The sequence below is a fragment of the Marinilactibacillus psychrotolerans genome, assembly GCF_900101525.1.
GTDB classification, from domain to species: domain Bacteria; phylum Bacillota; class Bacilli; order Lactobacillales; family Carnobacteriaceae_A; genus Marinilactibacillus; species Marinilactibacillus psychrotolerans.
On sequence record NZ_FMZD01000010.1, the window covers coordinates 66864 to 78950 of the forward strand.

Sequence of the window (12087 nt, forward strand, 5' to 3'; positions counted from 1 at the left end):
ATTTCTTCTTATTTTCTCTTCTGCACAGTATCATAAAGTTATTATTATTCTAGAAAGAAGATGACTTATGCCGACATTATTCAATCGAAAGCATGATGGTTTATATTATGCCGAACTCATAAAAAACAAAGAAGCTTCTCCAGAAGAATTAATCACAGAAAGCTTTAAACAAATCGAAAAACATAATCCAACTTTAAACGCTGTAACCTCTACTAGAAAAACGGAGGCCTTGTATGAAGCAAACACTCGCCACTTTGATTCTCTTCCTTTCGGGGGAGTTCCTATACTTTTAAAAGGACTAGGTCAGAACCTAAAAGATGAGCCAGCAACTTCTGGCTCTCGTATCCTCAAAAACGTAAAGGCAAAACATACAGCACATTTTGTGAAGACTTTAGAACTGGCTGGCTTTATTCCGATCGGTCATACTAATGTACCAGAATTTGGATTTACCAATATTACCAATCCCGAATTATATGGTCCAGCTAAAAACCCTTGGAATAACCATTACAGTCCGGGAGGATCAAGCGGAGGAGCTGCTGCAGCCGTTGCCTCTAATATGGTCCCTCTAGCCGGTGCAAGTGATGGCGGAGGATCCATTCGAATCCCAGCTTCTTTTACAGGATTGATTGGCTTAAAACCGACTCGTGGACGAACACCTATAGGGCCGGGAAGTGGAAGAAACTGGCAAGGCGCAGCAATTAGCTTTGCATTGACTAAATCCATTCGTGATACGGCTGCGTTATTAGATGTCCTTCAAGTTGTCCAACCACAAGCTGCTTTTCAAACCCCCTTATTTAATCTCGGTTATCAAAATGTTTTTGCTAACCCATTAAACAGACCTTTAAAAATTGCATTTAATTTAAAGTCTCCTAGTCTCCATTCTATTTCAACAGATGCAATTCAATCTGTAAAACAAGCCGCTTCTTGGTTTGAGTCAAATGGTCATCACGTTGAGGAAGCTAAACCAAATATTGATACAATAAAGCTTATGGAAAGCTATTATGCAATGAACGCTGGAGAAACAGCAGCGCTTTTTGAGAATCTTGAACAAAGTTATAACAGACCGTTTACAATTGATGACATGGAATTATTGACCTGGACATTACTCCAAGCTGGGAAAAAACTACCAGCTGCAGCTTATTCTAACGCGCTTGCCAATTGGGATCATGCAGCTGAAGAGTATCATGCTTTCCACCAAGAGTATGACTTATTATTAGAACCTGCCACAGCAGACACCGCACCCGATTTAAACCGTAAATATTGGTCTAATAATCTTAAAGATAAAATGCGCCATACACAAGATTATACATCGAACGAAGCGCAAAACATTATCTGGGATATGTTCTCAAAAAGTTGGGATATTACGCCTTTCTCCCAACATGCCAATTTAACTGGACAACCTGCCATCAGCTTACCTACTTATTTGACTGAACAAGGATTACCCCTTGGTATACAGCTTACAGCACCTAAAGGACAAGAAGACCTTTTACTACAAATTGGTTATCAGATGGAACAAGACAACTTATTTATTTAGAATCCCTCGCTAAAAAAAGAACATTTCAAGGACTTATACCCTTGAAATGTTCTTTCTTATTACTTATTTATTTCTACTTTTTGTCTTCTAAGGCTGCATGTCCCATATATGCCTGTAGCATCCAAATCGTTTTATCTACTTCTGTTTTTTGGGAAATCAACATATCGTTTGATACACCATCATGTTCTTCGTCTGTTAATTTTATGCCACTTGAAAGCTCATCTCTCAATATTTCAAAGTCGGCAATTACACTATGAATCATTTCTTTTTCAGATAAGTTTTTATCATCAATAGATTCTTTAATCAATGAATGATCTATAAATTCTTTTAAGGTTGAATAAGGCTCTCCACCAATAGAAAGAAGTCTTTCTGCCATATCATCCATTTGAACAGTTAAATCATCATATAGTTCTTCTAGTTTAGGATGCAATGAGAAAAAATTTGGACCCTTAATATACCAATGAGCTTGATGAAGCTTCACATAAAACAATCCTTGAGTAGCGACTAATGTATTGAGATATTCTTTTACTTTTTCATTTGCCATTGTACTTCCTCCTATAAATATATTCTATTATTACTATATGCTTTATTAATCACAAAGTCTAATATTTTGTCTTCCTTCGACAGCTCAATCATTATTCGATATAATGTAAAGGATCAAAGAGATCACTTGGTCTTTTCTAACCCTTAAACTGTCTTTGTGGAGGAATTCTAAATGATACAAGTACGACAAATCGTTACTGGAACAATTGAAGAAAATTGTTATATCGTATATAAAGATACTATCGCACTCATTATCGACCCTGGCGATGAAACAAGTAAAATAAAAAATGAAATTGAAGAGTTAGGTGTACGGCCAATCGCTATCTTGTTAACACATGCACATTTTGATCATATCGGTTCTCTTGAGGATATTCGTGTCGACTATGATGTACCCGTGTATATTAGTCCTAAAGAAAAAGACTGGCTAGGGGATCCCGTTAAAAACTTATCTTTTAGCAATCCCTTTAGTGTAACTGCAAATCCTGCTGAAGAATTTTTTACCCCAAGTGAAAAATTGACGATCAACGGATTTACTTTTGAAGTTGTCCCTACTCCGGGGCATTCTCCAGGTGGTGTGAGCTTTATTTTTCATGATGATAGATTTGTTATCTCAGGAGATGCCTTATTCAAAGGGAGCGTGGGTAGAACAGACCTTCCCGGAAGTCAGCCTGAGATTTTACTGGATGGTATAAGAGAACACTTATTTTCTTTACCTGATGATTACGCCGTTTACCCTGGTCACGGGCGAGATACGACGATTGGTTATGAGAAACATACAAATCCTTATTTTAAATGATTGTGAGTGAGTAAATTGAAACACATTTTAATATTGCATACTGGCGGAACAATATCTATGAGTACAGATCAAAGTACTGGCGTTGTTAAACCTAGTTCAGAACACCCTTTAAATGAATATAGTTATATGTTCGATAAAGAAGTTCGTTTAACTGAAGAAGACATACTACAGCTTCCTTCTCCTCATATGACCCCAGAACATATGCTGATCGTAAAAAATCGAATTGATGAAGCCATTCAGTCGAAAGAAATTGATGGGGTTGTCATTACTCATGGTACTGATACGTTGGAAGAAACGGCTTATTTTTTAGATTTAACTGTTGCATCAGTGATTCCCATCGTATTAACAGGGGCAATGAGACCAACTAATGAAATTGGTTCTGATGGTGTTAGAAATCTTCAGAGTGCAGTTTGGACAGCTATGTCAGATGCTGCTGCTGAAAAGGGCGTATTAGTGGTAATGAATGAAGAAATTCATGCTGCTAGATATGTGACGAAAACCCATACCACTAATGTTGCTACTTTTAGAACGCCCACTTTTGGACCGATTGGAATTGTTTCAAAAAAAGAGGTCATGTTCTTCCAAAAACTGATTAAAACAGAATATTTCCCGATTAAAAAAGCTTCGAAAACTGTCCCGCTTTTAAAAGCATACGCTGGAATGGATGGCTCCTTTCTTAAAGCTTTAGCTCAGACTTCTATTGATGGTTTAGTCATTGAAGCTCTAGGTGCAGGAAATCTTCCTCCTGCTACTTTAAAGGGTATCCAGTCGCTCTTAGATAAGAAGATCCCTATCGTTTTAACTTCTCGTGCTTTTAATGGTATTGCACAAGATATTTATGATTATGAAGGTGGCGGGAAACAATTGAAAAATGCTGGAGTAATTTTTGCTCCTGGTTTGAGCGGACCAAAAGCACGATTAAAGTTGCTTATTGTATTAGAAAAGTCCTCTAGCTATGATTATATAACAGAAGTTTTCGAAATTATGTAACCATGTAAAAATCCCCACAGCAATCAGGTTTGCTACTCTGATTGCTGTGGGGTGCTTTTATTGTGTAGTCTTTAAATCCCATTTACGAACTTGAAACATTGATTTACCTTCAAATCGAATTTCTCTTAGATTACTAGTAGGATACATTCGACTTGTCATAACAAACTCTCCATCATTAATGAATATTTCCAGAGAAGATGAGTCAACAAATAATTGGATACTAGTCAAAGTGGATAATTCGATAGACCTGGTTTTCCTTCCGTATCCTGATTCTCCTAACTCAAGTGTGAATAAATCCCCATCAAAACTAACCTTTACATCCTGAGATAAGAAAATTTCCAGAGGTTCAGTCGGTTGTTTTATCTCAACGATCATTTCGTAGGCATCACTTGTTTCTGATACAGTATAATTCTTTTCTTTTAAATCAACATTTTGTGTCCATTCATTTTTTCTAAGAATACGATATTCTTCCAATGGCCTTTGTTTCAACTTGCCATTTTCGATATTTAATTCTCTTGGCATCGTCATAGCATGTTGCCATCCTCTTTCAATTGTCGGATTTGAATATTCAGGTTCAATATCCGGCAATCCCATCCATCCCCATAAAATTCTACGACCCTGTTCATCTTCAAATGTTTGAGGAGCATAAAAGTCAAATCCTCTATCTAATTCTTCAAAATCTTTACTCGGTAAAAATTTCAATGTGGTCCAATCTGTTTTACCCATTAAAAATCCGGATTGATAGACATTTTCAAACTTATAACCTTCTTTTAAGAGTCCTTGAGGAGACATCAAGAGAATATCTTGTCCGTCCAATATGAAAAAGTCCGGACACTCCCACATATACCCTAAGCCTGACTGATCTTCTAATAAATTTCCTTTATAGTTCCATTCATTTAAATTTTTTGATTCATATAATAAAATGGCACCTTTATCCTCGTTGGTACGTCCACCTAATACCATATAATACAAGTCATCTTTCATAATGATCTTGGGATCTCTGATATGTTGTGTAAATCCTTCAGGATATTCTTTTGCATCAATTGCAACTTCTCGGGTATCAATTGAAAACCCGTCTCTACTCGTCATGTGGACCGTGTTCTGTTCTCTGCCACTCGATATATAATCATATTGCTTTCCGGAAAGTTTAACATTTCCAGTATAAAAGAAATGAATAACACCTGACTCTTCAAAAGCACTTCCAGAATAGACTCCATGACAGTCAAATTTTTGATCAGGATAGAGGAAAATCTCCTCTTCTTTAAAATGTACTAGATCCTTCGAAGTTTTATGCCCCCAATATTTTAATCCACCAGAAGCATCTAAAGGCGAATATTGATAATATAAATGGTATATCCCGTCCTTTTGGTGGACACCGTTGGGATCATTTAACCATCCTGTTGGTGCTTGTTGGTGGTATTTTAGTCTCCATGGGTCTGCTTCCACTTGTTTTAGTAATTCTTTTTGTCTAGCTAGGATTCCATTCTGTAAATCTTTTTTTAATAACGACATTGTCTCATTCCTTTTTTTAAACATAAATTCACTGAATTATTTAGGCATTCAATTCAGCCTTGATTGCACGACTTTGAATTTTCACAAAAACAAATCCAATTACAAACGTTACAGCAGTAACTAAAATATATTGGAATAGCGCAGTCATATTTCCTGTGTATAATAGCATACCTGGAATAAAAGTTATCCCCATACCTGTAGCTGCAAGTCCAATGATATAAGTCAATAATCCACCGATAGCTCCTGCTGCTATCCCAGATCCAAATACTCTCATCGCTCTTAAGTTTACCCCAAAAAGCAATGGCTCAGTAATTCCAAATAATGTAGAAGCACTCGCACTTAATGCATTGGCACGTTTTACTTTATCTCTCATTAATAGTGCTGCACTCACTGCTGCACCAAATTGTCCAGCCATACTTACTGTAGTTAAAGTTTGAATGACATTTCTACCAGTATCGTTTAACAAACTAATCTCAATGATTCCAATAGAATGGTGTAATCCTGTAATTGTAATAACTTGCTGTAACCCTCCAAATAAAATGTATCCAATTCCTAATGGTGCTTCTAATAGATAGACAATTCCATTGATAACTCCAGACTCGGCAAATTGTAGAATCGGCCCCAATAAGAATAGCATGGTTGAAATCGTAATAACAATAGTAAGGAATGGTGTAACAATCAGATCCATCATTTGCGGCACAAAGCTTCTCAACCATCTTTCAAGCTTGGAGATCATCCAACCAACTATAATAGCTGGTATAACAGATCCTTGATATCCAACGATGTCTATACCAAATATCGTAAGCGGTTGAATATCCCCACTAGATACTGCATAAGCATTGGGGATCTGAGGAGCAACCATCATTAGCCCAACCACTATACCCAAAAGTGGATTTCCTCCGAATTTCTTAGTTGCGCTATAAGCAATTAAAACCGGTAAAAAAGCAAAAGCAGTATCTGTCAGCATCTCAAAGAGTGAAAGGACATCACCAGTCATATTAACGCCTAATTCAATAACTAATCCTCTAATTCCCATTAACAGACCAGTTGTTACAAGAGCAGGAATCAAAGGAACTAAAATATCCGCTAATGTTCTAACAACTTTCTGTACCGGACTCAAGTTTTGATACACATCATCTTTAAAATTACCTGAAGAGTCGCTTGAATTGCCGTCTCCTATTTTTTGTTCCATTTCGCTATATACGGCATTCACTTTTCCAGTTCCGAATATAAATTGATGTTGTCCAGTATTGAAAAAATATCCTTTACTTTCTGGAACTTCATCTACCCGTTCTTTATCTAATTTACTATCGTCTTTTAAAATAATACGAAGTCTCGTTGCGCAATGTTCAAAGTTTTTAATATTTTCTTTTCCACCGACGACCTCTAATATAGTATCAATCGTTTTATCGTATTTCATAAGTTAATCAAACTCCTTTTCTATATTTTTAGCAACCGGTTCCATTATAAAATAAAAAAATTTGCTTTAAGAAGAACCGGTTCCTTTAAAGTGCTTTCATTTTATCAGGAACCGGTTCTGTTTGCAACCCCTCCCATAAAAAAACAATATTTTTTAGCTTTTTCTTTTTCACCTTTTAATTGTAGAGTTTTTGACTATTAACTCATTCGGAAGCAACGTTTCATATGGAATATCAATACCATTCACTAATTTTGTTAAATTCTCAACAGCTTGAATCCCCATCTCTTTATAAGGGTAACTCATGGTAGTAATAGTGGGTTGAACATAATCTGTTTCTTCGTATCCACCAAAACCACTGATGGAAAATTTTTCTGGAACAGAATATTTTAATTCAACTGCTGCTTTCAATACAGCTATTGCAATATTGTCCGTTGCACAAACTACGTATGAAGCTTTGGAATTTGGAAGAGCATCAATAGCGTCTTGATAAGCAATTTTTTTAGAAAAACTTGTCTCAATAATCTTAACGGTAGTATCCGTGGTATCTTTAAGGCTCTCTAAGAACCCGTTTTTTCTTTCTAGCCCAACAGCCTTATCTTGTTCAGAAACCCCAAAGAAAAGAAAGTCTCGATGCCCTAACTCAATTGCATATTGACCAATTTTATACCCTGCTTCATAATCTGAATAAGCCATCGAATGTATTGCTTCTGCTTTTTGTCCAAGTACTAGAAAAGGAATATTTGCGTCATTAATTAATTTTCTATGACTTTCTGTAATTTCTCGTGCCAGTAAAATAATTCCTTCGACTTTTTGATTGATCAAAGTTTGGATATTTCCAAGTTCTCTTTCCCTATCTTGATTCGAATTTGTAATAATCAAATCATACTCGCTTTCCCGGGCTTTTTGATCAATTCCACTTAACACCTCGTTAGTAGAAGCTGAATTTAATCGCGGAATAATCACACCAATCATATTCGTTTTTGTAGCTTTCAAACTTCTAGCAAATGTATTGGGTGTATAACCAGTCTCTTTAACAATCTTATCAAGTTTTTCCCTTGTAGCAAGACTAACTGATCCATTATTCAAGTATCTAGATACTGTACTTTTGGCAACCCCTGCTTGCCGAGCAATATCATTGATGGTAACCACTATTATTTCCTACTTTCTCTCACTGTTCTATATTTTCCCATTTAAAGCTCGCACTGCAATTCGTCAAACCTTGTGTTCTAATTTTATGAGCAGATATACTAGATTCTTTGTTCTCTGTTATACTTACATAACTTTCAATCATTTGCCCCTCATAAACTTCTTTATCGAATTTTACGTTTGCATAAATTAACTTATGTTTCTTTAAGAACTCTCCCCCCAATGTATTCAACGTCCAATCAAGATACTTAGAATTATTTACATGCTGATTTGTATCAATATCAAAGTAACGAACGTAAAATGGTTGGAAATAAGCTTTTTCTTCATCAATGTCTAATGGTTTAGGTGTTCTTTTTACCCTTTTATTGAATATAGCTTTATAAGGTGTAACAATTTCTTCCGGTAGTCTTGCCATTTTTCTTTTAGTAAAATCAAATAATGCAAAAGTGGAGTGAATCGTAATGAGTACATTCCCTTGTAAATCCCGAATGATAAAATCACGGTAACAGAACAATTTATTATATTCAGTAGCATACGTCTCAATTTCAATTGTCTCTTTGTTTCTGGGAAAGCGATCAATTTCGAATTCATACTGTAATATGATCCAAGAATATCCTTTTTCCTGCATAATCTCTTCGCCTAGTCCTAACGCTTCTGACTGTTCACCAGAGACTTCCAATGTTAAGTTCACCAGCATGGGTAAGGTCAGTGTATGTGTGCGGTCACACATGTAGTAACTAATATCTTTTGTATTTCTATATTTTTTCACTGTCATTTTTTTCCCTACTTTCATTTCAATCTCCACTTGTAATTTTATCACATATTCAGTAACTCCAGATATTAAATTATAAGTTTTGACTATTCATCGTTATTAAATAAGAAATTCATGAGATTGTTATCGCTTACTATTTAAAAATATAACCAATTTTATGATAATTGTTGAAGCTTTTTCATCGTTTGTATTAAAATTAGCAAAGCACTTTATATCTATAGTAAATAGTTTATTCAATAAACTTTGTAATTTGTAAGATGTAAGGTTCGAAATTATTAAGGAGGATTTATTTATGAGTGATTCTGAAAAGAACACAAATAAAGGGTTATTAGGGATGATTGAACGAGTGGGTAATAAACTTCCCCATCCTGTTATTATTTTCATTATTTTTGCAATTGGTATTATTTTTATATCTGAAATTTCAGTTCGTTTAGGGCTAAGCGCTCCTATGACTAATCCTGAAACAGGAGAAAAGGGGGTTATTGAAGCTGTATCCTTGATGAACAGCGAAGGAATTGCTCATATATTCAACAGTGCTGTTTCAAATTTCACTGGGTTTGCTCCTTTAGGAACAGTTCTAGTGGCTATGCTAGGTGTTGGGGTAGCGGAGTGGACAGGCTTGATTTCTTCTTCTTTAAAGAAACTATTAAGTAATGTACCAGCATGGTTATTGACTGCTATGGTAGTATTTGCTGGTATTATCTCTAATATTGCATCAGATGCTGGGTATGTAGTAGTCGTTCCGCTTGGCGCTATTATGTTTGCTGCTGCGGGTCGCCATCCGATTGCGGGCTTAGCTGCTGCTTTTGCTGGAGTCTCTGCTGGATTTTCTGCAAATCTGATTTTTGGTCCTACTGATGCTCTATTAGCTGGAATCACAAACGATGCTTTAAGTTCTGCAAATATCGGATATGAAGTAGAAACTACAGGTAACTGGTACTTTATATTTGTCTCCACTTTTGTATTGACGGGTGTAGGAGCTTTCGTCACTGAAAGATTTGTAGAACCTAGATTAGGGACTTATGATGGGGACTACAAGCCTACTCAAGATCCTTTGAAGTCTACTGAAAATAAAGGATTATTATATGCTTTACTTACTTTGATTGCCTTTTTAATTATTATGGGCTTATTAATGATTCCCCAAAATGCGCCGCTTCGAGCACTTGATGAGACTACTGGTCAAATGACCTTAAGCAATTTCTTGTCTAGTGGTTTACTATTTATGATTTTCTTACTTTTTGCTCTTCCCGGTTTAGCATACGGTATAACAACTGGCAAGATTAAATCTTCTCATGATTTTGTACAAGGTATGTCTGAATCAATGAGTTCAATGGGTGGATATCTAGTATTAGCATTTTTTGCCGCTCAATTCATTGACTATTTTGCTTATACGAATTTAGGTTCTATTCTTGCAAGTAATGGGGCCACTTTATTAGAAAATATAGGATTTATCGGTCTACCTTTAATTTTAGCTTTTATTCTATTCACTTCCTTTATCAATCTATTCATGGGTTCTGCGAGTGCTAAGTGGGCTATCATGGCTCCAATATTTGCACCAATGATGTATAACCTTAATATTGCTCCGGAAATGACTTTAATGGCTTATCGTATTGCTGATTCTTCTTCTAATGTAGTTTCTCCTTTAATGAGTTATTTTGCTATGATATTAGTATTTGCGCAAAGATATGATAAAAAAAGCGGACTTGGGACGATTATTTCCACTATGATTTACTATACAGTTGCTTTCCTTATAGCATGGTCAGTCTTATTGATCATCTGGTATTCATTCGGATTGCCGTTAGGACCTGGAGCTCCCGCCACATTATAATATATATAAACAAAAACTCACTACGACCGATAAAAGTCTGTAGTGAGTTTTTTAACTCTTGTTTAATTTAACTGATCTCAAATGATAAATAAGACCGAATATTTGCAAACTCAATATTGGCATCAAAGCTACTAATGCAATCATTCCAAAGCCATCTATTAAAATATCAGCTGATGGTGTCCCTTGTGCTGCACCTTGAATAAAAGCCAGTATGAAAGTAGCGGTCATAGGACCAGAAGCTACTCCTCCTGCATCAAAAGCCATTCCTACAAACACTCTTGGTACAACAAAACTCAATCCAATGGCCAGTAGATACCCTGGAAGTAAAAAGTGCCATAATTCTAAACCTTCAATAACTATTCTCATGGTTGAGAACAAAATTGCTGATCCAACTCCGATAGACAATGTTGATAAGATCGCTGCCGGTTTAATTGATCCAGATGTTACATCGCCGATTTGCTTTGTCAGAACACTTACCGCAGGTTCAGCTAAAATGCTAACGAACCCTAGTGAAAATCCAACAATAAACAACATAATAATTGAATTTTGTTCAGCCAATGCAAATCCTATCAAACTACCCACATTCATAAATCCAGCATTAACGCCTGCTAAAAACACAATTAGTCCTAAAAATACATATCCTAATCCTTTCCAGATACGTTTTAGCTGTCTTCGAGGAAGTTTCAACTTAAATTTCTGGAAAAGACTAAAAATAATGACTATAGGAGCAATTGCAATAAACACATCAAGCGTTTGACTAATTAGCTCTCTACCAAAATCAGCAAAAAATCCACTTCCACTTCCTACGCTGATCTCTAACGATCCTGTTAACTCCCCCATTGGCGAGAAAATATTAACGATCATAACGGATAAAATCGCCCCTGTAGAAGCAATTGCAACCAGGCCAAAGCTATCCTCTTCTGAGGTTTTACTATTTTTCTTAAGCCCTGCAATACCAGTTGATAAAGCTAATAAAAATGGAACGGTTACCGACCCTGTCGTAGCACCTGAAGCATCGAAAGCAATTGATAAGAATTCAGACGATGTAAAAAATGAAAGGATAAAAATAATTCCGTATGCTATGGTTAATACGTAAATCAATGAGAGACTATAAACAATCCGTAATAATCCAATAACTACCATAATAGCAATCCCTATTGAAACAACCCCTACGATGAACATACTCGAAACAGCATTTCCGGTGACTGTTCCAATCTGGTTTCCGAGAACAGTTAGACTCGGCTCTGCTGCAGAAATAAAGAAGCCTAAAACCAAACCAGCAATCACAACTACAATTACTTTATTGGAGAATGCAATTCCCTTTCCCATATTAGTTCCGATCGGGGTAATAGCAATATCAATCCCTACTAGAAAAATTGTCATACCGATAATAATGGCAACTGCTCCCATTAAAAATCCAAATAGAGCCGAACTTGGTAACGGTACAACCATAAAATGAATCAGCACGACTAAAATTACTATAGGAAGCACTGCTCTCAGGACTTCAAAAAATCTTTCTTTGAGTGCATTCACTATTAATCACCTT

Annotated in this window: 10 protein-coding genes; 4 read left to right on the top strand and 6 right to left on the bottom strand. The window is 35.9% G+C overall.

Annotation, left to right across the window (positions count from 1 at the left end):
* Positions 1-67: 67 nt before the first annotated feature.
* Positions 68-1534: an amidase gene (locus tag BLT22_RS07055; protein ID WP_091761975.1), complete on the top strand. Its 1467-nt coding sequence runs from the start codon at positions 68-70 to the stop codon at positions 1532-1534.
* Positions 1535-1607: 73 nt separating this feature from the next.
* Here the strand turns inward: BLT22_RS07055 and BLT22_RS07060 are convergent, their stop codons facing one another.
* Entirely contained in the window at positions 1608-2078 is a 471-nt protein-coding gene (locus tag BLT22_RS07060; RefSeq protein WP_087057827.1) for a Dps family protein, read from the bottom strand.
* A 174-nt stretch (positions 2079-2252) separates the two neighbouring features.
* On the opposite strand from BLT22_RS07060, the gene BLT22_RS07065 reads away from it, so the two are divergent.
* Both BLT22_RS07065 and BLT22_RS07070 read left to right on the top strand, forming a co-directional pair.
* Positions 2253-2873: an MBL fold metallo-hydrolase gene (locus BLT22_RS07065; protein WP_236048800.1), complete on the top strand. Its 621-nt coding sequence runs from the start codon at positions 2253-2255 to the stop codon at positions 2871-2873.
* 15 nt (positions 2874-2888) lie between these two features.
* Complete coding sequence (locus BLT22_RS07070) at positions 2889-3863, top strand: asparaginase (RefSeq protein ID WP_087057821.1); 975 nt, start codon at positions 2889-2891, stop codon at positions 3861-3863.
* Positions 3864-3920: 57 nt separating this feature from the next.
* Here BLT22_RS07070 and BLT22_RS07075 read toward each other — a convergent pair whose 3' ends face one another.
* From BLT22_RS07075 to BLT22_RS07090, 4 genes are all read right to left on the bottom strand, one after another.
* Positions 3921-5375, bottom strand: coding sequence for a glycoside hydrolase family 32 protein (locus BLT22_RS07075; protein WP_091761979.1), 1455 nt, complete (start codon positions 5373-5375; stop codon positions 3921-3923).
* A gap of 40 nt (positions 5376-5415) precedes the next feature.
* Positions 5416-6795 (bottom strand): PTS transporter subunit EIIC, encoded by a 1380-nt coding sequence (locus BLT22_RS07080; protein ID WP_091761981.1) that lies wholly within the window; start codon positions 6793-6795, stop codon positions 5416-5418.
* A 168-nt stretch (positions 6796-6963) separates the two neighbouring features.
* The gene (locus BLT22_RS07085; protein ID WP_091761983.1) at positions 6964-7944 is read right to left on the bottom strand and encodes a LacI family DNA-binding transcriptional regulator; all 981 of its coding nucleotides are present in this window, start codon (positions 7942-7944) and stop codon (positions 6964-6966) included.
* Positions 7945-7963: 19 nt separating this feature from the next.
* Positions 7964-8761 carry an acyl-[acyl-carrier-protein] thioesterase gene (locus BLT22_RS07090; RefSeq protein ID WP_236048795.1) on the bottom strand — a complete coding sequence of 266 codons (798 nt, stop codon included), beginning with the start codon at positions 8759-8761 and terminating at the stop codon, positions 7964-7966.
* Positions 8762-9005: 244 nt separating this feature from the next.
* Between BLT22_RS07090 and BLT22_RS07095 the strand changes: the two genes are divergently transcribed.
* Complete coding sequence (locus tag BLT22_RS07095; RefSeq protein ID WP_091761985.1) at positions 9006-10541, top strand: AbgT family transporter; 1536 nt, start codon at positions 9006-9008, stop codon at positions 10539-10541.
* A 51-nt stretch (positions 10542-10592) separates the two neighbouring features.
* On the opposite strand, the gene BLT22_RS07100 is transcribed toward BLT22_RS07095, so the two are convergent.
* Positions 10593-12074, bottom strand: coding sequence for a DUF1538 domain-containing protein (locus BLT22_RS07100; protein ID WP_091761987.1), 1482 nt, complete (start codon positions 12072-12074; stop codon positions 10593-10595).
* Positions 12075-12087: the final 13 nt, after the last annotated feature.

Bases quoted from the DNA above. Each gene is read 5' to 3' on its own strand.
- BLT22_RS07075 (WP_091761979.1), bottom strand. From the start codon at position 5,375: ATGTCGTTATTAAAAAAAGATTTACAGAATGGAATCCTAGCTAGACAA.
- BLT22_RS07060 (WP_087057827.1), bottom strand. From the start codon at position 2,078: ATGGCAAATGAAAAAGTAAAAGAATATCTCAATACATTAGTCGCTACT.
- BLT22_RS07095 (WP_091761985.1), top strand. From the start codon at position 9,006: ATGAGTGATTCTGAAAAGAACACAAATAAAGGGTTATTAGGGATGATT.
- BLT22_RS07080 (WP_091761981.1), bottom strand. From the start codon at position 6,795: ATGAAATACGATAAAACGATTGATACTATATTAGAGGTCGTCGGTGGA.
- BLT22_RS07055 (WP_091761975.1), top strand. From the start codon at position 68: ATGCCGACATTATTCAATCGAAAGCATGATGGTTTATATTATGCCGAA.